Here is a 19789-nt window from a genome sequence, read left to right as displayed (position 1 = left end):
TACTGTAGGCACGGGCGCCGGTTCCACGCAATCGGTGGAAGGGCCGGCTGGCGGGAGAATGAAGCTATGGAAGGCGACGGGCGCTCACTCGCCGCCCAGCACGACCTCGCCGCTGCCCGATTTGCCGATGCGCGGCGTGCCGGTGTGCTTGGCCACCGTGATGGTGCCGCTGCCGCCCATGAACAGGTTGGGGTCCTTGGCGGTGCCGTCGAAGGTGAAGTCGCCCTGGCCCAGGACGGCCACCTTCAGGGACTCGGCCTTGCCGTCGTTGATGTGGACGTCGGCCTTGCCGTTGATGACCGTCTCGATCACGCCGTCCACCCGGTCGGCGGAGATGTCGCCATTGCCGTAGACGGCCAGCCGCAGGGACTTGTCCACCGTGCCCAAAGAAACATCGGCCTGGCCCATAAGCCGGATTTCCACGTCCGCGGCCTTGCTGACCGCCAGATTACCGTGTCCGGTGACAATGAACTTCAGCGACTCGGCCACTTGCTCCACGCTGACCGTTCCGTTTTCGGTGATGTTGGCCTGCAGCGACTTGACCTTCTTCAGCGTGACATCGGCCCTGCGCACGTCCAGCACCACGTCGCCGTCCAGCTCGCCATCCACCGTCAGCTCACCGGACAGGCCGGCGGCGACCAGCTTGGTATGGGACGGGACGGTGATGGTCACCTCGGTCGACCGGCCGCTGCCCGACACCTGCAGCGCGCCGTCCTCGGCCGCCGCGCGCACGGCGCCGCCGCTGGCGGAAATGCCGATGGTGGTGGCGCTGCTGGAGGGGCGGATGATGGTGTTGCCCGACAGGTTGGACAGGTTCACCACCTGTTGCGCCGGGAATTCCTGGCTGCTGTCGCTCAGGGCGCGGGCGTCACGGGCGGCGGCACGGGCGGCCTCGGCCGCGGCGCGCGCCTCGCGCTTGATCAACTCGACGTCCAGGCCGCGCATCGCCTCTTCCACATCGCGACGGATCTGGTCGGCGTCGGCCCGGCTGATGGGGGCGGTCGCCGGCGCGGGCGACGCGGGTGATATCGGCGGGATGGGCGGAATCGGCGGGATGGGGGGAATAGGCGGGATGCCGCCGTCCATCTTCACCACCTTGACCGAATGCGACGGGCCGTGGCCATGGCTGCCGAGCAGCATGAAGCCCAGCGAGCCGACGGCCACCAGGGCGGCGATGACGCCGCCGGCGGGTATGCCGGGTGTCAGGCGGGGACGGGGGGAGGCGACACTGTTTTCCATGGGGCGCACCCTGCGCGACATCGTAGAATTCCCCCGACTATTGGCCACTTGTTCCCGCCTGTCCGCAGCGTTTGCCTAACCGTTACACTTTTAACCCGCCTGTTACACGACCGCCAGGGGCCGTGACGGGTCCCTGGCGATCTACCTCGGGCGGGGTTCACCAACCCAGCCGGTTCATGACGGCGCTCACCTTCAGGCCGGCCTGGGCCGCGATCTCCGCCAGCCGGTTCAGGTTGGGCAGGTCGGCCAGCGGGTCGGCCACGCCCAGTTCCTCGCGGTGGATGCCGCCGGCGATCAGCAGGCCGTCGATGCCGGCGGCATTGGCGCCGGCCATGTCGGTGCGCAGGCTGTCGCCCACCGCCAGGATGCGCTCGGGCGCCATGCCGCCCAGCAGGTCGAGGCAGCGGGCGTAGACGCCGGGGTAGGGCTTGCCGTGCTGCCGCACGTCGCCGCCCAGCTCCTCATATCGCCGCGCCAGCTCCCCGGCGCAGATCACCAGCTGCGGTCCGACATGCACCACCAAGTCCGGGTTGGCGCAGACCATGGGCAGCTTCAGCGCGGCGCAGGCGGCCAGGATGGGCTCGTAATCCGCCAGCGATTCGCTGAAATCGACAATGCCGGTGTTCAGGACGAAGTCGGCCTCCTCGGGCCGGTCGACCTTCACGCGGTCGCCCAGATCCAGGTAGACGCCGGCGTCGCGGTCGGGGCCGATGTGCAGCAGCTTCGGCCCCAGGGCCCGGTGCCAGGCATCCGGTGGATCGCGCAGGGCGTCGTGCGTCGCCTCGCCCGAGGTCAGCAGCGCGTCGTAATGGTCGGGCGTCAGCCCCATCTCGGTCAGCCGGGCGGCGGCCGCGTCCACCCGGCGCGGCGCGTTGGACAGCAGGCAGACGCGCTTGCCTTGGGTGCGCAGCGTCTTCAGGCATTCGGGCACGCCGGGATAGGGGGCGATGCCGTCATGCACGACCCCCCACAAATCCAGGATGAATCCGTCGTAGCGGTCCGCCAGCTGCGACAGGCCGGTGTACAGGGGAATTGAAAGGGTCATGGAAGGGACAGTCTACTCTCAGGATGGCAGGCGGCGGGCCATGCGCGGTTCGCCGAACAGGTAGCCCTGGCCGAAATCGATGAACAGATCCAGGAGGTCCAGCAACTGCTGGTCGGTTTCGATCTTTTCCACGATCAGGTCGATGTTGTTGCGGTCCAACTGGCGTTTCAGCAGCGTCACCTTGTCGGGGTTGGCGAAGCGGCCGTCGGGGTCCAGCAGGCGGGCGGCGTCCAGCTTGACGAAGCGGATCTCGTGCGCCGCCAACTGGTCCCAGTCGACATCGAAGCGGTCGACCTGGTCCATGGAGAAGCGGAAGCCGAGGCTGCGCAGCCCGTCCAGGAAGCCGGTGGCGAAGACGCCGCCCTGCATCAGGTCGGCCTGGCTGAGTTCGAAGATGATCTTCTGCACCAGATTGGGATGCTGCCCCATGAACTGGACGAATTCCCGCATGAAGGTGCCGTCGTTCAGCGTGGCGGCGGAGATGTTGCAGAAGAAGCCCACGTTCTGGTGGCGCTTCTCCGTCTCGCGCAGCAGCTGGACGCAACGGAACAGCAGCAGGTTGTCGATGGGCGCCATCAGGTTGTGGCGCGCCGCCACGCCCAGGTAGCGGTCGGGCGTCAGATAGCTGCCGTCCTCCAGCCGAATGCGGGAGAACACTTCATAAAAGCGGTGCTTGCGTTGCGGCAGGCTGACGATGGGCTGCAGGAAGATGTCCACCCGGCCCGACCGCAGTGCCTCGCGGATGCCGTTCATCACCGGGCCGTCATCCTCCGCCGTTGGCGCCTCACCAGGCAGGGGACCATAGGCGGAGCCCAGGGCGGGTGCCGGCGGGCGGGGCGCTTGGGCCGCCGCCGGGGCCACTTGCAGCGCTGGCGCCTGCGGGGCGGGCTCGGTGGCGGGCCCTGTCGGCATCTGATCGGCCAGGGTGCGCAGCATGCGGGCGTCGCTGACCACGGCGGCGACCGCGCCGCCGGCCTCGGTGCCGGGCCGCATCAGCCGGTCCAGGGCGGCCAGCACGTCGCGCTGCCGGTCCAGCAGGCGGTCCAGCCGGTGCTCCATCCGCTCCGCCTGCTCCATGCGGGCATAGAACTCATGCAGCAGGCCGCCGAAGACGAAGACCACCAGGCCCAGCAGCAGGCCATAGGACCGGTCGACGCCCACGCCGGCCAGCGGCAGGGCCAAGGCCACGGCCACCGCCACGGCAACATAGCAGGCGGCGAAAATGATGTGGCGTAGCACGTGCATGTTCAGGTCCCTCGTTCCGCCCTTCGGTACTCACTCCGGGGCCCGCGCTTGCGGGCCTGGCATTTGCTGGAACCTTGTACGTTACTTGTGATCCGCCCCTACCGCCTGGGCCACGTTGGTGAAACCGTCGCGGCGCAGCAGGTCGGCCAGGTCGCGCTTGATGGCAGCGACCAGGCCGGGGCCCTGGTAGACCAAGGCGGAATAGACCTGCACCAGGCTGGCCCCGGCGCGAATCTTGGCATAGGCCTGGGCACCGGACCCGATGCCACCCACGCCCACCAGGGGCAGCTTGCCGCCCGTCAGGCGGTAGAAGTCGCGCAACACGGCCGTCGACTTGTGGAACAGCGGCTGGCCGCTGAGGCCGCCGGTCTCTGCGCGGTGGGCGGGGGTTAGGCCGTCCGGCCGATCCAGCGTGGTGTTGGACACGATCAGGCCGTCGATGCCGCTGGCCAGCGCCACCTCCGCCACGTCCACCTTGTCATCCTCGGTCAGGTCTGGGGCCACCTTCAGCAGCAGGGGCGTGCGATGGCCCCCCCGCGCGTCCAGGCAGGCGGCCAGCAGGTCGGTCAGCGCCTGGCGCCCCTGCAGCGAGCGCAGGCCCGGCGTGTTGGGGGAGGAGACGTTGACCACCAGGTAGTCGGCCAGGGGCGCCAGGCGGCGGATGCCGATGGTGTAGTCGCTTGCCGCGTCGACCGTGTCCTTGTTCTTGCCCACGTTGGCGCCGACGATGCCGGTGCGGCCCAGGCCGCGCCGATCTTCCAGCCGCCGGGCGAAGGTCTCCAGCCCCTCATTGTTGAAGCCGAAGCGGTTGATGACGCCCTCGACCTCCACGGCGCGGAACAGCCGGGGCTTGGCGTTGCCGGGCTGCGGCCGGGGGGTGACGGTGCCGGCCTCCACCAGGCCGAAGCCCAGGGCCAGCATGGCGTCCGGCACCCGGGCGTTCTTGTCGAAGCCGGCGCCCAGGCCCACGGGATTGGGGAAGGTCAGGCCGAACGCGGTCTGGCCCAGCGCCGGGTCGTCCGGGTCGCCGGCGCCGAACAGGGCGGGGGCAGGGCGCCGACCTTCAGCAGGTTGATCGTCAGGTCGTGCGCCCGTTCCGCGTCCATGGCGAACAGGATGGGGCGGGCGAGGCGATAGGCCAGGCTCATCAGACCGTTCCCTCAAGGACATGCGGTGGGAACTCATGGCGGCCATCCCCGCCCAGCGGCAGCGGATCGGCGCGCAGGACGGCGCTCACCGGAAGACCGCCATACAGGTGGGGGAACAGCTGTCCGCCGCGTGACGGCTCATACTTCAGGGCCTCGCCCAAGGGGGCCGGGTCCACCGTCAGGATCAGCAGGCCGGTCTGGCCGGCTCGGTGCTTGGCCGCGCTCTCCACGATCTGGCTGGCGGTGGAGAAATGGATGAAGCCATCGGCCTGGTCTTGCGAAGACCCCGGATAGACGCCGTTGGCCAGGGCCGCCAGCCATTCGTCCGCGCGGCACATATGGAAAATCACGTCAGTCATGCTGTTGCCCCCATCTTGGCGCCGACCCTAGTGCATTTCCCTGTGCAGCAGGATGGGAAAATGCGGGAGTTGCAAATTGGGACGAATGCCGCAGGTCTCGTCGCAAAATGACAATGCGCTGGCGTTGAAATTTTGTAACCGCCACCCGGACGCAAACGGAAAGCGGCCTATTTCTTAGAGGGAGCGCCGAATTTACCCATAGGGGATAGGGGATGGTCGCAATGGCACCGGTCTTGCGTCCCGTGCCCGCACGACTGCAATCGAGGGAACGGAACGATGAGCCTGCTGGACGCGCCGCGCCGCGATGACCAAACCCTGACGGCCGGTTTCCTGACGGTGGGCGGCGGCACCGCCGTGGCGGCACCGGCCGCGACCCACACCCCCGCCCCCCTGAAGCCCACGACCGAGATGTTGGCGGCTGGCGCCCGCGCCGGCGGCGTCAGCGTCGCCACCGCCTGGGCCATCTACACGTCCATGCTCAGGTCGGCTTGACGCTGACGGGCTTCAATCCAGGTCGAATCCCTGCAGATGGAAGGGCTCGTCCCCCACGGATCGTCGTGCGGGGACGGGGACTTGGGCAGGGCGGGCGCCGCCAGGGGCGGCAAGGCGATGTCGGGCGTCTGCCCCGGCGCATGCAGGAAGTCGCGCGTGATGCGCACGGCCTCGGCCAGGCCCACGCGCTGCGGCTCCACCCCGCCGGGGAAGGCGCCCTTCAGCCGGCTGGGCATCATGGGGTCCAGCAACACGAACACGCCGGTGTCGTCGGCCCGTCGCACCAGCCGTCCGAAGGCCTGGCGCAGGCGCAGCCGGGTGATCATGTCGTCGTAATGCCGCCGCCGGGCGGTGCGGTCGAAATAGTCGCGCCGCGCCTTGTGCAGGATGTCCGGCCGCGGCCAGGGCACGCGGTCGAAGACGATCAGGCGCAGGGACCGGCCGGGCACGTCCACGCCGTCGCGCACCGCGTCGGTGCCCAGCAGGCAGGCGTTGTCCTCCCCCCGAAAGATGTCGACCAGCGTCGCCACGTCCAGCCCGTCCAGGTGCTGGGACAGCAGCGGCAGGCCGGCGGCTTCCAGCGGCGCGCCGATGCGCTCGTGCACGGCGCGCAGGCGCTGCACCGCCGTGAACAGGCCGATGGCGCCACCGCCTGAGGCCAGGAACAGCTCGCGATAGGCGGCGGCCACCTGGGCCAAATCGTCCTTGCGCACGTCGTTGACGATCAGCACCCGCGTCTGGCTGGCGTAGTCGAAGGGGGACGGCACCTGGGCGCGCAGGGCGGGACGGGGCAGGTGGATGGCGCCGGTGCGGGCGTGGGCCGCCTGCCAATCCGCCTCCACATCACCGGTGCCGTCCGTGAGGGTGGCGGAGGTCATGACCAGGCCGTGGGCCTGGGCCCCCAGGATCTGGGCCAGCGGCCAGGTGGGGTCCACCCAGTGGCGGTACATGCCCACGTCCAGGTCGCGGCCGTCCTGGCGCTCCACCCCGAACCAGTCGACGTAGCGGCTGGGTGTCTCTTCCGCCAAGGCCGCCAGCATCTGGCGCCAGCCGCCGATCTCGTTGGCGGAGCGTCGCTTCAGGCTGCGGGCAATGGCGTCGATGCGCCGGCGGGTGTCGCTCTCCAGCTCATCCGACTCGTCGTCCAGCCGCTCACGCAGCCGGTCGGCTAGGGCCTCCAGCGGGGCGGACAGCTCACCCAGGGCGGCGGACAACGCCTGTGCCGCCTCCAGCACCCCGTCCACCAGGGGCTGGACCTCCACCTCCAGGCTGTAGGGGTTGTCCGGCCCGTGGGCGCGGGCATAGACCTGGGCGCGCACCTGGGCCAGGAAGGCCTCCGTTGGGCCCACCGGCTCGCCGCCGCCCACGCGCTGCGGCCAGGCCTCGCCCGGCAGCTGGCGGGCGGCGCGCGCGATCTCGTCCAGCAGGCGGCTGGCGTGGTCGTCGCCGCCGATCAGATCCTCCACCCGGCGGCGCAGGCCGCGCGCCCGGCTGCGCCCACCGCTTTCCGCCCCCAGCAGCCAGCGGCGCAGCTCCGCCGTCTCGAACCCCGTCAGATGGCCGGCGAAGGCGTTGTCGGCGGCGTCGAAGACATGATGGCCCTCATCGAAGACATAGCGGGTAGGGATGTAGGCGTCGTCCCCGCCGCCCAGGGCCGCCTGGATCATGACCAGGGCGTGGTTGGCGATGACGATGTCGGCCCGCCGCGCCCGGCGCACGCTCTTTTCGATGAAGCATTTGGTGTAGTGGCTGCAGGCGCTGTAGACGCATTCGCCCCGCCGGTCGGCCAGCGCCAGGGTGCGTCCCTTGCCCAGCAGGTCCACCAGCCAGCCGGGGAAGTCGCCGCCCTGCATGTCGCCATCGCGGGTGGCGGCGGCCCAGCGCGCCATCAGGCCGATGGCCACGGCGTATTGCGGGTTGGCGGTGGCGACGCCGGCCGCCTCCTCCAGGTTCAGCAGGCAGAGATAGTTTTCCCGTCCCTTGCGGATCACCACCTTGCGCGCCTTGGTGGCGGGGTCGCGGTGCAGGCGGTCCATCTCCTTGTCGATCTGGTGCTGCAACTGGCGGGTATAGGTGGAAATCCAGACGGGGCCCTTGTTCTTCTCCGCCCACACGGTGGCCGGCGCCAGATAACCCAGGGTCTTGCCCACGCCGGTGCCGGCCTCCGCCAGCACCAGGTTGGGCTCCCCCTCCACGTCGCGGGGGGTGAAGGCGGTGGAGACGGCGCTGGCGTAGTCCGACTGTTGCGGCCGGGGTTCGGCCTGGCTGCCGTTCATCACCAGGTCGGCCAGGCGGCGGCGGGCCTCGGCGGGTTCGACGGGCAGGTGGCCGGGCGGCGGCTCCGGCGCGTCCGCCTGCCATTCCTTCATGCCGGCCCACACCTGGTAGGCGCGGATGGCGCCGCCGCGCCAGCGCGACTTTTCCGGTCCCGCCGGGGCGCCCAGGGCCGCCAGCACCAGGGGCGACCACAGCCAGCCGCCACCGCTGGCACCGCCATCGCCTTCCGCACCCATGGCCCAGGCCAGGCCGACGGGGTCGGAACGCTGGTCGTCGACCGGGCCCATCAGTTCCCGCAGCAGGGCCTCGGCCGCGCGCACCAGCGTCAGGGCCTCGGCCTCCGCATCCGCCGGTCGGGGCAGGTCCAACGCCTGCGCCAGGCCGCGCGGCGTAGGCAGGCAGAAGGTGGCGGGCCGCACGAAGGCATACAGTTCCAGCAGGTCATAGCCCTGGATCAGCTTGTCAGTGCCCAGGCGCCGGGCGGTGGCGCGGGCATGGCACAGCAGGTGCGGCTGGCGGAGGACGCGGCGCACCGCCTCCGCCTTGTCGATGATCTCCACCTCGCCATCGGGGCTCAGCCACACCGCCTGGCGGGCACCCGGCACCAGGGCCGGCGCGTCCGGCACCAGCAGGCGCCGGGGCCCGGTGGGGGCGGACACCAGGCTGGGCGGCGGCTTCGGGGCGGCGGGTGGTTGAAACGGGTCGGTCATCGGGGGCTTCGGCGTTGGGCGGGGCGGAGTATAGACGGCGACTCGCGGCATTTCATGAACAAAAGCGGTACGGCTGCGCCGGCGCCTTTTCTGGGCGCGCGCAGGTGGGCTGCGCGGGGGCTGGCCTGTTGGGATATGCCCCTTTCCCGTGCAGGCGATCGTCTTAATTCACCCCCTGGGCCGTGTGGCGGCCCAGGTTGAACGTAGGGGAAGGGACGGTGCCTGACAGTTTCATCAGCGGCGGCGGCGCGGCCGGCCTGTCCATGGCCGACTGGATGGATGCCGAGATTCCCGAGGGCCGACTGCTGATCGGCCCCACGCGCGCCATTCCCGCCGGCATGCGGCGCTACGCCCTGGGCGGGCCGACCTGCAGCCCCATTTGGCAGGACGCCCGTGTCATCAAATACCTGCATGGCCTGGACGCCATTGGCCGCCTGCGCCTGCGCCGGGTGGTGCAGGGCGTGGACTTCCGCGTCAGCGATACGCAACTCATCGACCAGGCGATGCGCGACCTGGCCATGGGCAGCCTCAGCGCCTTCCTCATCCCCCGCGCTGTTGCGCCTTTGTCGCCCCCGCCTGTGGACCCGCCCCGGCACGACCAGGGGGATGAGGACCCGCCGGGCCAGCCCGCGCAATGGTCGGTGACCGACCGCGTCGTCGCCACGCTGCGCCGCTGCGTGCCCCTGCTGCCGCGCGACATGCAGCAGGCGGCCAAAAGCCTGTTCACCCGCGAGACGCTGTATTGGCTGGCGGGCTTCCTGGTGGTGTGGGCCGGCGGTCACCTGGCGGGCTATGGCGAGGCCATCGACGTCATCCTGCTGGGCGTGGGCTACGCCATGGTGGGCTGGTCGGTGTTCCAGGGCCTGAACGACCTGGGCCACGGCATCGCCCTGGCCACCACCGCCAAGACCCAGCATGATCTGGACGAGGCCTCCAAGCGCACCGCCGCCGGCCTCACCATCTTGACCATCAACGCAATCATCGCCTTGATCGCCAAGGTGAAGCCTGCGTCGGGCGGCAAGCGCCCGGTGGTCGAGGAACCGCCACCCCCGCCGGCCGACCCGCCGTTGCCGCCGAAGGCGCCCAAGCCCGACCTAAAGACTTTACGGGAGCGATACGCGGACCGGATCAAGAAGGGCGACACGTTTAAAACACTAGGTGTAAGTGAAGAAGAGGCGGAGAGCTTCCTGAACACGGAACCAGGAAACCGATTGCTGAGCGAACTTTCGAGGGCGGATCCGACAGCAAGTGTGAAGTTGATCCGCGATCGTGCCATATCCATGGTACAGTCTGGTTCCGGTTTGCCGGAAATGACCAATATGGCATCACCATTAGTAAAGATCGTCCCAAAAGGAGCCGGCGTTTCTCCCTATTCTCCGTATTTCACAACTATGGAGAATTTGAATAAGGCGACATCGTCAGGTAATAATCTTGCTGACTATTTTGGGCTTCCGGTAAGTAGCGAAGCATCCGTGTACGATGTGTATCAGATATCACCAAAGGTCGGTGTTGATCCGCCGGCGGTGTTTGTTAGCAAGGTCGCGCCAACCAGTGAGCTTGGTGGGTTGGTGGAGCGGTCGGGTGGCGCCACACAATATATCGTCCCTAACCGCGGATTATGGGATGCCCCTGTGCCGATCGGCACCATTGGTTTCTAGAGGGAAGAATGGATCAAACGCTTATACAGCAGTCCGCTATCAAGCTGGAGGCTCTGCTACGCCAATACGCTGCGGCTGATTCTGAAGCGGCGGAATTGCTGGAAGGGCTTAAGGATCTGGTTTTCAACGCTAAGATCGGGGGCATTAAATCTCCCATTGATCGTCGCGACATACCCGGTTCTTGGTATTTTTTCGAAGGCAATCTGAGGCAGTACAAAGACCTGGAAGAGGCATTTGCAGAGTTTAAATTCCAAATAACCGGAGGAGAAACCCCGGCTAGGCAGGCTACGCTACAAAGGATAGCCGAAATTAAAGCTCAGCAATCAAAATCGGGACAATAGGCGACGCTCTCTGAGGAAGGAGTGAATCCGACGGTGAAAGTGGCGGTGGTAGTGCAGGTCATTGTCATGCGGATGTAGGGAAAGCACGGCTGGCGTTGGTCCCTATCGAGCCACATCCTGAGGGAGAAGGATAATGAATCTGGAGCGCTTCAAGCGGCTCGCCCTCGAACTAGAAGACGAGGCACGCCACTATGCCGCAATGGATCCGCAGGTGAAGTGCTTCGCTGGTTCTGTCGAGGGCATCACCGCCGACGCGAAGACAGAAAGGATTCTGGCACCGCTCGACCATATACCTGGAGACTATTATTTCTATGAAGGCACCTTGCGGCAGTACCGCGACCTTGAAAGTGCGTTCGCCCGGTTCAGAATTGAGGTGATCGGCGGTGAGACGCCGGCTGTGAAGGCCGCTCTGGACGCGATACGGGCAACGAAGCCGTAGTATGCGAAGAGCGCCTTTGGGTGCCGGAGGGGCTGCTACGTGTTCAGTGATCTCGACTTGGTGGAACTGGTGAAAGCCGAGATGGCCGATCTCATGGCTCGCCATGGCCTGGAACTGGCTGTCATAGGGAAGGGAGAGGTCCTTCTTCGGCGGACGGATTACCCCATAAAGCTCATGGCGGGCCGCGAAGAAATCCACCTCGTTTATTTTGATAAAAAGGCCGGGCCCATAAGGGGCTACAACGTCTTCCTCTATCTAATGCACCAGCGCCGCGCCCGGCTGATATCGTCAATGGAAGAAGCAATGCCCGTCCAGGGCTATACCGGCCACATAGAACGCGAACTCCGCGCTTTGACGCGGCAATTGACCGTCGCGGGGCAGGACATCCTGGAGGGCTCCACGGAATGGACCAAGACCTACCACTGGCCGACCTTGACGCTTGATGCGGAAACCGCCGCCCTTCTTTGAGGGGAGATCGGTCGCGCTGGGGATTGGCGGCAATCGCGGTGACGCTATTTCGCTACAAAGCGGTGGGGTCACCGCTTTGCGCGAGATTGTGGCCGTTCAATCTATGGCCCCGGCGATGATGGTTTCCACAACACCGATATCCGAGCCGACGTCCATCCAGGTCTCGGAGCGTGCCCTGGCCTTGGCTGAGGCTCGGTTGGCTGCGGCGCCGGAATTCAGCACCTACGCTTCTCTGGTCGCTCAGTTGCGCTACGTGCTGATGGCCCTCAAGGGGGGCGAGCGCGCCCGGCTGAAGGAGATCATCGTCGGGCATTACGCCGTCCGTGAGTTCGCTGAGAGCGATCCGGAATTGGCGGAGGCGCTGATGGCCGCGCAGGCCATTGCCACACGGATAGGCAGGGGGCTTAAGCCATAACGCGGATGGGGTGCGGGTGCGCTTGAGTGACGATGATGACGTTCATGAAGGGGTGATCGTCCCAGACCTGATTCGGGACGCCCTTGCCCGCTGTCGGCGGCTGCGGGAGCAGTGGCCGGATATCGCCACCTTCGCCTCCGTCCACCGCCAGCTCGACTATCTTCTGAAGGTCGCGACCGATCCCGTGGCCGACCGGTCGCGGCTCACCGACATTGTCATTGGCGTACAGGCGGCCCGCGAGGTCGAGACCATCGACCCCGATCTGGCGGACCTGCTGCACACCATCAATGCCTGGGCCAATGCCTGGGCGGAACGGTTGGCCACGCTCAAATAAACGGCGCCCCCAGCCCTTCCTGCGCGAAGGCGCGCTGCACCGATGGCCGGGCCAGGAGCTCGGCGCACAGGCGGCCCACCTGGGGCAGGTCGCGGGGCGGGTGGGTGAAATTGCGGCCCCAGCGCACCAGCATCAGCAGCAGGAAGTCGGCGACGGTCAGGTGGTCGGCGGCGATGTAGGGGCGGGTGGCCAGTTCGCGGTCGACCAGGGCGAACATCTGGCACAGGCGCCGTTCCGCCGTGGCCTTGGCGTCGGCGACGTGGACGGGGTCGGTCACATGCTGCTCGGGATAATAGAAGACGCGGTATTCCGGCTGGATGGTGTTGGTCAGGTGGAACAGCCAGGTCAGGAAGCGGCCCCGGCCGGCCGCGCCGGGGGCGGGCGCCAGCTTGGCCTCGGGGTGCCTGTCCGCGAGGTGCAGCAGGATGGCGGCGGTCTCGAACACCGTCTCCTCGTTGCCGTCCGGCTGCCGGGCCAGCAGGGTGGGGATGCGGCCGGTGGGATTGCGGGCCAGGTAGGGGGCCGCCTTATGCTCGGCGTTGGCGCGGTCCAGCAGCGCCAGCTCATAGGGGACGCTGATTTCCTCCAGCGCCATGTGCGGCGCCAGGTTGGCATTTCCCGGAAAATAGAACAGCGTGTAGGCCATGGACGGATTCCCCCAAGAGAAAGCCAGCTCGATGAAGGCCGGCGCGGGCCGGCGGCCTGAACGGCGCGCGATGCTACGGCGGGCCTTCCGCTGGGCACAAGTGGCGTTGCTCGCGGGGGTGGTGCTCATCCTGGGCTGGGTCTGCCTTTATGCCGTGATGGACCCGCCGGGCACGCCGCTGATGGTCATCCGCCGCCTGCAGGGGGTGTCGACGCGGGGCTGGATGCCCGTGCCGCTGGACCGCATCGCCCCGGCCCTGCAGCGGGCCGTCGTCGGGGCGGAGGACAGCCGCTTCTGCAGCCACCACGGCGTGGACTGGCAGGCGGTGGACGCCGCCATGGACGAGGATGAGGAAGGCCACACGCTGCGCGGCGCCAGCACCATCAGCCAGCAGACGGCCAAGAACGCTTTCCTGTGGCCCGGCCGCACCTGGCTGCGCAAAGGGGTGGAATTCGGCTTCACCGAGCTGATCGAGCTGATCTGGGGCAAGCGCCGCATTATGGAGATGTATCTGAACATCGTGGAATGGGGCGATGGCCTGTATGGGGCGGAGGCGGCGTCCCGCGCCTATTTCGGCGTGCCGGCGTCGGCCCTGTCGCCCGCGCAGGCGGCTGCCTTGGCCGCCGTGCTGCCCAGCCCGCGCAAGTGGAACGCGAGGCATCCCGGCCCTTACGTCGCCCGGCGCATCGGCATCCTCGAACAGCGCGCGGCCATCGTCGCCCGCGACGGGCTGGACGGCTGCCTGAGGCGCTAGTGTTCGTCCATGCGGCGGCTTGGCGCGCGTCCCTTGTACAGAGGCGTGAGAATAACTATTAATTTCCGGGACGCCCCGGGGCAGGTTCCCGGGACAGCCCCCTTTTGACGGGTCCTGGCGACGGGGCCTGAGGCGTATTCGGATGCATCTCTCTTCCCGCCCCGCCGTTTCGGACGCGCCCGCCCCCGATCCGGACGTCCTTCCCGCCGACGCCCGCCCCTTGAGCCGGGCCGCGAAGGGGGAGGTGGGCCGGGTTATCCGCGTTGGCCTGGACGGCGCCTTGCACGACAGCCTGGACCCGGAAGAGCTGGAGCGCCGGCTGCTGGAGATCGGCTTCGTCGAGGGTGCCAGGGTGGAAATCCTGCATGAGGGCCTGTTCGGCCGCGATCCCATCGCCGTTAAGGTGGACGACATGCGCGTGGCCCTGCGCCGCCGCGAGGCCGAGGCCATCCTGATTACCGCCTGGCACCAGCCGGCCGCCCCGCGCGCCATCGCCGCAGATGCCATCGCCAAAGACCGCCGCTCATGAACGCCATCGCCCCTGTCTTGCAGACGGCCCCCCGCATCGCCCTGGTCGGCAACCCGAACTGCGGCAAGACCGCCCTGTTCAACGCCCTGACCGGCAGCCGGCAGAAGGTGGCCAACTACGCCGGCGTGACGGTGGAGCGCAAGGAAGGCAGCTTCACCACGCCCGAGGGTCGGCGCATCCAGGTCCTGGACCTGCCCGGCACCTACTCCTTGCGCGCCCGCAGCCCGGATGAGGAGGTGACGCGCGACGTCGTGCTGGGCCGCTTCAAGGGCGAGGCGGAGCCCGACCTGCTGGTCTGCGTGGCCGACGCCACCAACCTGCGCCTGGTGCTGCGCCTGGTGCTGGAACTGAAGCAGGTGGGGCGGCCGCTGCTGCTGGCCCTCAACATGTTCGACATCGCCCGGCATCGCGGCATCGAGATCGACATCGCCCGCCTGTCGGCGGAGCTTGGCGTGCCGGTGGTGCCCACCGTCGCGGTGCGCAAGGCCGGCACGGCCGACCTGCTGAAGCACATCGACACCGCGGCGGTGGATCTGGCGGCCGCCGCCACCGCCGGCGCCAACACTTGGCATGAGCCTTCGGCGGAAGAGGTGCGCGCCACCCACCGCGAGGCCGACCGCATCATCAAGCTGGCTGTGCGTCCGCCGACCAAGCCCGACACCTGGACCACCCGGCTGGACGCCGTGCTGCTGAACCCGGTGGCGGGGCTGCTGATCCTGCTGACCGTGCTGTTCTTCATGTTCCAGGCGGTGTTCACCTGGGCGCAGCCGGCCATGGACGGCATCAAGGCCGGGTTCGACGCGCTGGCCGCCTGGATCAATGGCGCCATGCCCGACGGCATCCTGCGCAGCCTGATCACCGACGGCGTCATCGCCGGCGTGGGCAGCATCGTCGTCTTCCTGCCGCAGATCGTCATCCTGTTCACCTTCATCATCCTGCTGGAAGATTTCGGCTACATGCCGCGCGCTGCCTTCCTGATGGACAAGATCATGGGCGGGGCGGGCCTGCACGGCCGTGCCTTCATTCCGTTGCTGTCCAGCTTCGCCTGCGCCATTCCCGGTATCATGGCGACCCGCGTCATCGACAACCGGCGCGACCGGCTGGCCACCATCATGGTGGCGCCGCTGATGACCTGTTCCGCCCGTATCCCGGTCTACACCCTGATCATCTCCGCCTTCGTGCCGGACCGGCACGGTGGGTGGGGTGTTCGCCCTGCAGGGGCTGGTCATGTTCGGGCTCTACGCCGCCGGCATCCTGAGCGCGCTGCTGGTCGCCTTCGTCATGCGGCGCCTGGTGTGGCGCGGCACGGTGGAACCCTTCCTGATGGAACTGCCGGCCTACAAGGTGCCGGACGTGAGGAACCTGGTGATGGGGGTGTGGACCCGGGCCAAGGCTTTCCTGCAGCGGGCCGGCACCACCATCCTCAGCATCATGATCCTGATCTGGTTCCTCAGCTCCTTCCCCGGTGCGCCGGCGGGGGCGACCGATCCCGCCATCGACTATTCCATCGCCGGCATGGTCGGGCATTGGCTGCAGCCGCTGGTGGCCCCCATCGGCTTCAACTGGCAGATCACCGTGGCGCTGATCCCCGGCATGGCCGCGCGCGAGGTGGCGGTGGCGGCCCTGGGCACCGTCTACGCCGTGGGCGGGGGGAGGAGAACGTGACCGCGCTGATGGACACGCTGGGCCACAGCTGGTCGCTGGCCACGGCACTGTCGCTGCTGGCCTGGTACGTCTTCGCCCCCCAGTGCGCCTCCACCCTGGGCGTGGTGCGGCGCGAGACCAATTCCCTGAAATGGCCGGCCATCATGTTCGTCTACATGCTGACCCTGGCCTACCTGGCCTCGTTCGCGACCTACCACGTCGCCGCCAGCCTGGGGTGGGCGTAAGGCGCGGGAACCGCGCTAGGCCGCGACTGCGGCCGCCGGACCTTTCTGGGGAACGAAGTGGACCGGAAAGGGAGGATGAGCCAAGGGGCGGATGCCCCGCCGGCGTTTGAGGAATGGAAAGATCATGCAGCAAGCGATCGTGGGGGTAATCGTGGTGGCCGCGCTGGCCTGGGTCCTCCGCCCCACCATCCGCCGCGTCATCCGCCGCCGCCAGGTCGCCGCCGGCAAGGCACCCGGCCCCTGCGGCTCCGACAGCTGCAACTGCGGCAGCTGACCCCTTACAAAACCGGGAAGACAGGGGCTGGCAACGCCAGCCCTAGGCCCCGACCGGGGCCGCCGGAGTTTTGCGGGGAGCGGCAGCGGACTGCAAAATGAGGATAGCCAAAGGCCCGGATGGGCCTGCCGGCGCCTGAGGAAAACGAACAGCGCCGAAATTTATTTCGGCGCGGGCCGCGTCGCCAAACGCCACTGGGTGGCCTGGCTGTAGCGCTTGGCCAGGAAGTGGTAGGTCCGCTTCATCAGGGCCTCCAGCTCCGGGCTCTTCTCCACCGTCACGGTCAGCCAGCCGTCCAGCACCTCATCCCAGGGCAGCAGCGACTGGTGCAAATCGTCGCGCATCTCGCGGATGTAGCTGATGTTCTGGTCGAACTTGCGCAGCATGGCCAGGATCTCGCCCGTCTGGGCGTCCACCTGGGCGAATTGGGATTCCAGGTCGGCGATGGGCGGCAGCGACAGGGTCTGCATGCGCACGATCTCTTCCTTGACCATGCGCTCGGCCTTGTAGATGCGGTGGGCCGTCTCCAACCCCTGGCGGACCTTGTGCAGGGCCAGAGCCCGCTCGCGCAACGCCTCGATATAGGACAGTTCCTTGGCCAGCATGTCGATGTGCAGGCCGATCTCTTCCTCCGGATCACCCGCCAGCGACAGCCGGTTGGCGATCATGCGGAACGCCTCGTGCACGCGGACCTTCGTGCCGGGGTCCTCCACCACCTGTTCCAGCTGCTCGGGACTGGAAATGACGGTTTCGCCCCCTGTCAGCCAGGTGACCAGCTGCACCGTCAGGCGGCCCTTGGCCACGTTGTAATGGCGCTCATCCACCCTCCAGCTGGCGGTGCCGTCGATCAGTTCGTTGGGGATGGTGTCGCCGGGGCGGATTTCGCGGACATAGCGCAGGCCCTTGGCCGCCATGGTCAGCAACTGGCCGTCGAAGGATTTGGGCTGTATGCCGAACTCGGTGCAGATCTTCTCGATGGGCACCTCGACGTCCAGCTTGCCCAGCTTCATGCACATCACCGGTTCATCGTTCGTCTTGGACAGGATGAAGCGGCAGCCGTCGACCGTGAAGACCTTGTGGTCGAACAGGAAGTGCGTGCTGCGGTTGGCCGCGGGCTGGATGCCTGTGCTCATGGGCGCTGGACGGTTCCGGGTGATGAACGACGGCGCCCCATCGCCGCCAGGCGCCGGGGTGCCAGGCCACACTACCACGTTTGGCGGGGGCTGCATCGGCCATGGGTGCGGGAGGGGCGCGCAAGGCCCGCCCCGGGGGCGTGACAGGAAACCTCTTTCCGTCCCGGGCGGCGCACGGTAGTTTTGCCGGCTTCGGGGTTTCCTTCCAAGGAAACGTCCCACAGGTTATTCACGGTCACCGGCTGGCGCGCGGCCCCCATCGCCGCGCCGGCCGGGTGCGCTTTCTGGTCCGGATGGGTCCGGACGAATTTCGGGGTCCTATGACGCAATCGCCGGCTGTCGCCGTGGCCGACCAAGCCAACACCGCCATTCTTGTGCGGGATCTGCACAAGCGCTTCGGCGAGACGGAGGTGCTGAAGGGCGTCTCCCTGACGGCGCGGGACGGCGACGTCATTTCCCTCATCGGTTCCTCCGGCTCGGGCAAGAGCACGCTGCTGCGCTGCATCAACCTGCTGGAAATCCCGGACGAGGGCCAGGTCTGGGTGAATGGTGAGCTGATCCGCATGGGCCGCGACCGCCGCGGCGCGGCCGTGCCCGCCGACCGCCGCCAGGTGGACCGCATCCGCCAGCGCCTCGGCATGGTGTTCCAGGGCTTCAACCTGTGGACCCACATGACGGTGCTGGAGAATGTGATCGAGGCGCCGGTGCATGTCCTGGGCGTGCCCCGGGGCGAGGCGGTGGACCGGGCCAAGGCCCTGCTGGACAAGGTGGGCCTGGGCCAGCGGCAGGATTATTATCCCAGCCAGTTGTCGGGCGGGCAGCAGCAGCGCGCCGCCATCGCTCGCATGCTGGCGATGCAGCCCCGCGTCATGCTGTTTGATGAGCCGACCTCGGCGCTGGATCCGGAGCTGGTGGGCGAGGTGCTGCGTGTCATCCGCCAGTTGGCGGATGAGGGCGCCACCATGCTGATCGTGACGCATGAGATGGCCTTCGCCCGCGACGTCTCCTCCCACGTTCTGTTCCTGCATCAGGGCCGGGTGGAGGAGGAGGGGACGCCCGACGAGGTGTTCGGCAACCCCCGCAGCGAACGCTGCCGGCAATTCCTGGCCCGGCCCGCTTAAGGCATACTGCACGATAAAGAGTGGCGGCCGATCGGACACGGGGTGTTGATGCGGACCGTCCCGTCATTGGTTTCGTAGGGGGTTTCATGAAGAAGCTGGTCTTGGGCCTCATCGCCGTGGTGGTGGTCGCGGGGGCCGCCTACCTGGCGACGCATCGCACGCCGTCCGGCACGGGGGGCGCCCCCGCCGTGACCGACCAGGGGGTGCCCAATCCCCTGCGCGTGGCGACGGAAGGGGCCTACCCGCCCTTCAATGTGGCGGAACCCGACGGCACCCTGAAGGGGTTCGAGATCGACCTGGCCAAGGATTTGTGCCGGCGCATGGGCGTGAAATGCGAGATCGCCGCCCAGGCCTGGGACGGCATCATCCCCGGCCTGCAGGCCGGCAAGTACGACGTCATCCTGGCCGGCATGTCCATCACGGACGACCGTCGGCAGGCGGTGGACTTCACCGCCCCCTACGTCCTGACCCCGGCCTATTTCGTGGCGCCCAAGGACAGCCCCCTGACCAAGATCGACTTCGGCCTGCAGCGGCTGGACATCGCCAACATGGACGAGGCCTCGACCCAGGCCATGGACAAGCTGAAGGCGGCGCTGAAGGGCAAGACCGTGGGCGTGCAAGTGGCCACCATCCACGCCAACTTCCTGGACACCTACCTGGGCGATACCGTCACCATCCGCCGCTACGACACGTTGCAGAACCTGTCGCTGGACCTGGCGACCGGCCGTGTCGACGCCGGCTTGGCCGACATGACCGGCTGGCAGCCTTTCCTGGAGGGCACCGACGGCCAGAACGCCGCCACCTTCGGCCCCGGCATCACCGGCGGCCTGCTGGGCCCCGGCATCGCCGCCGCCCTGCGCAAGGGCGACGGCCGCCTGCTGGACGCCCTGAACAACGCCATCACCGCCGCCAAGGAAGACGGCACCATGAAGAAGCTGGCGGAACAGTGGTTCCACTTCGACGCGTCGGCGAAGTGATTTTTCCCTCAAGCGCCGGGCGCGGCCATCCGGCCGCTTGGCTATCCTCGCTGCGCCCTTCGGTACTCGCTCCGGCGGCCGCGGTCGCGGCCTAGGGCCTTAGCGGGCCTGCTGGTTGCCTGAGAGCGGTTTAGGAGCGTAGCGACTAGGCCGCGACGGCGGCCGCCGGAGATTTCCGGGGAACGCAGTGGACTGGAAATCGAGGACAAGCCAAGGGGCGGATGCCCCGCCGGCGTCTGAGGTATGAGAGGCAAGCGTAGCGACTAGGCCGCGACGGCGGCCGCCGGAGATTTCCG

Annotated in this window: 20 protein-coding genes and 2 pseudogenes; 14 read left to right on the top strand and 8 right to left on the bottom strand. The window is 67.9% G+C overall.

Annotation, left to right across the window (positions count from 1 at the left end; translation table 11 throughout):
• Nucleotides 1–84: 84 nt before the first annotated feature.
• The 5 genes and pseudogenes from UAA55_RS29035 to UAA55_RS29015 form a co-directional block, all read right to left on the bottom strand.
• Nucleotides 85–1239: a head GIN domain-containing protein gene (locus UAA55_RS29035; protein WP_322957197.1), complete on the bottom strand. Its 1155-nt coding sequence runs from the start codon at nucleotides 1237–1239 to the stop codon at nucleotides 85–87.
• A gap of 157 nt (nucleotides 1240–1396) precedes the next feature.
• A complete protein-coding gene (locus UAA55_RS29030; protein ID WP_322957195.1) occupies nucleotides 1397–2284 on the bottom strand; it encodes a TIGR01459 family HAD-type hydrolase in 888 nt (295 codons plus the stop codon).
• Between the two features lie 18 nt (nucleotides 2285–2302).
• Nucleotides 2303–3529 (bottom strand): EAL domain-containing protein, encoded by a 1227-nt coding sequence (locus UAA55_RS29025; protein WP_322957193.1) that lies wholly within the window; start codon nucleotides 3527–3529, stop codon nucleotides 2303–2305.
• Between the two features lie 81 nt (nucleotides 3530–3610).
• Nucleotides 3611–4677 (bottom strand): annotated as a pseudogene (locus UAA55_RS29020) (quinone-dependent dihydroorotate dehydrogenase).
• Nucleotides 4677–5036 (bottom strand): DUF952 domain-containing protein, encoded by a 360-nt coding sequence (locus UAA55_RS29015; RefSeq protein WP_322957192.1) that lies wholly within the window; start codon nucleotides 5034–5036, stop codon nucleotides 4677–4679. Before UAA55_RS29015 ends, UAA55_RS29020 begins: the two are co-directional and overlap by 1 nt.
• A gap of 276 nt (nucleotides 5037–5312) precedes the next feature.
• Between UAA55_RS29015 and UAA55_RS29010 the strand changes: the two genes are divergently transcribed.
• Nucleotides 5313–5528, top strand: coding sequence for a hypothetical protein (locus UAA55_RS29010; RefSeq protein ID WP_322957191.1), 216 nt, complete (start codon nucleotides 5313–5315; stop codon nucleotides 5526–5528).
• On the opposite strand, the gene UAA55_RS29005 is transcribed toward UAA55_RS29010, so the two are convergent.
• A complete protein-coding gene (locus tag UAA55_RS29005; RefSeq protein ID WP_322957190.1) occupies nucleotides 5501–8515 on the bottom strand; it encodes an ATP-dependent DNA helicase in 3015 nt (1004 codons plus the stop codon). The two genes, UAA55_RS29010 and UAA55_RS29005, sit on opposite strands and share 28 nt — an antisense overlap.
• 263 nt (nucleotides 8516–8778) lie before the next feature.
• On the opposite strand from UAA55_RS29005, the gene UAA55_RS29000 reads away from it, so the two are divergent.
• From UAA55_RS29000 to UAA55_RS28975, 6 genes are all read left to right on the top strand, one after another.
• Nucleotides 8779–10173: a hypothetical protein gene (locus UAA55_RS29000; protein ID WP_322957189.1), complete on the top strand. Its 1395-nt coding sequence runs from the start codon at nucleotides 8779–8781 to the stop codon at nucleotides 10171–10173.
• An 8-nt stretch (nucleotides 10174–10181) separates the two neighbouring features.
• Complete coding sequence (locus tag UAA55_RS28995; protein ID WP_322957188.1) at nucleotides 10182–10514, top strand: hypothetical protein; 333 nt, start codon at nucleotides 10182–10184, stop codon at nucleotides 10512–10514.
• A 133-nt stretch (nucleotides 10515–10647) separates the two neighbouring features.
• Nucleotides 10648–10953 (top strand): hypothetical protein, encoded by a 306-nt coding sequence (locus UAA55_RS28990; RefSeq protein ID WP_322957187.1) that lies wholly within the window; start codon nucleotides 10648–10650, stop codon nucleotides 10951–10953.
• A gap of 39 nt (nucleotides 10954–10992) precedes the next feature.
• Nucleotides 10993–11421, top strand: a complete 429-nt coding sequence (locus UAA55_RS28985) for a hypothetical protein (RefSeq protein ID WP_322957185.1) — start codon at nucleotides 10993–10995, stop codon at nucleotides 11419–11421.
• Nucleotides 11396–11836: an immunity protein Tsi6 family protein gene (locus UAA55_RS28980; RefSeq protein ID WP_322957184.1), complete on the top strand. Its 441-nt coding sequence runs from the start codon at nucleotides 11396–11398 to the stop codon at nucleotides 11834–11836. Before UAA55_RS28985 ends, UAA55_RS28980 begins: the two co-directional genes overlap by 26 nt.
• 22 nt (nucleotides 11837–11858) lie before the next feature.
• Nucleotides 11859–12170, top strand: a complete 312-nt coding sequence (locus UAA55_RS28975; RefSeq protein ID WP_088870546.1) for an immunity protein Tsi6 family protein — start codon at nucleotides 11859–11861, stop codon at nucleotides 12168–12170.
• On the opposite strand, the gene UAA55_RS28970 is transcribed toward UAA55_RS28975, so the two are convergent.
• Complete coding sequence (locus tag UAA55_RS28970; RefSeq protein ID WP_322957181.1) at nucleotides 12163–12816, bottom strand: glutathione S-transferase family protein; 654 nt, start codon at nucleotides 12814–12816, stop codon at nucleotides 12163–12165. The two genes, UAA55_RS28975 and UAA55_RS28970, sit on opposite strands and share 8 nt — an antisense overlap.
• A 31-nt stretch (nucleotides 12817–12847) precedes the next feature.
• Between UAA55_RS28970 and mtgA the strand changes: the two genes are divergently transcribed.
• From mtgA to UAA55_RS28950, 5 genes and pseudogenes are all read left to right on the top strand, one after another.
• Nucleotides 12848–13570, top strand: a complete 723-nt coding sequence (gene mtgA, locus UAA55_RS28965) for a monofunctional biosynthetic peptidoglycan transglycosylase (RefSeq protein WP_322957180.1) — start codon at nucleotides 12848–12850, stop codon at nucleotides 13568–13570.
• 142 nt (nucleotides 13571–13712) lie between these two features.
• The gene (locus UAA55_RS28960; RefSeq protein WP_322957179.1) at nucleotides 13713–14099 is read left to right on the top strand and encodes a FeoA family protein; all 387 of its coding nucleotides are present in this window, start codon (nucleotides 13713–13715) and stop codon (nucleotides 14097–14099) included.
• A pseudogene (gene feoB / locus UAA55_RS31500) lies at nucleotides 14096–15262 on the top strand (ferrous iron transporter B); the annotation flags it as partial. The gene UAA55_RS28960 and the pseudogene feoB, both read left to right, overlap by 4 nt.
• 64 nt (nucleotides 15263–15326) lie before the next feature.
• Entirely contained in the window at nucleotides 15327–15764 is a 438-nt protein-coding gene (locus UAA55_RS31495) for a nucleoside recognition domain-containing protein (RefSeq protein ID WP_463667854.1), read from the top strand.
• A 348-nt stretch (nucleotides 15765–16112) separates the two neighbouring features.
• The gene (locus UAA55_RS28950; protein ID WP_322957178.1) at nucleotides 16113–16262 is read left to right on the top strand and encodes a hypothetical protein; all 150 of its coding nucleotides are present in this window, start codon (nucleotides 16113–16115) and stop codon (nucleotides 16260–16262) included.
• Between the two features lie 161 nt (nucleotides 16263–16423).
• Here UAA55_RS28950 and UAA55_RS28945 read toward each other — a convergent pair whose 3' ends face one another.
• Nucleotides 16424–17395, bottom strand: coding sequence for a hypothetical protein (locus UAA55_RS28945; RefSeq protein ID WP_322957177.1), 972 nt, complete (start codon nucleotides 17393–17395; stop codon nucleotides 16424–16426).
• A 320-nt stretch (nucleotides 17396–17715) separates the two neighbouring features.
• On the opposite strand from UAA55_RS28945, the gene UAA55_RS28940 reads away from it, so the two are divergent.
• Complete coding sequence (locus tag UAA55_RS28940; RefSeq protein ID WP_322957175.1) at nucleotides 17716–18516, top strand: ABC transporter ATP-binding protein; 801 nt, start codon at nucleotides 17716–17718, stop codon at nucleotides 18514–18516.
• 86 nt (nucleotides 18517–18602) lie between these two features.
• Nucleotides 18603–19493, top strand: a complete 891-nt coding sequence (locus tag UAA55_RS28935) for a transporter substrate-binding domain-containing protein (RefSeq protein ID WP_322957174.1) — start codon at nucleotides 18603–18605, stop codon at nucleotides 19491–19493.
• The last annotated feature ends 296 nt before the right edge of the window (nucleotides 19494–19789 follow it).

Source organism: Nitrospirillum guanabarense (assembly GCF_034653355.1).
In the GTDB taxonomy this organism is placed as follows: Bacteria; Pseudomonadota; Alphaproteobacteria; order Azospirillales; family Azospirillaceae; genus Nitrospirillum.
This window is presented reverse-complemented; position numbering and strand designations above follow the sequence as displayed.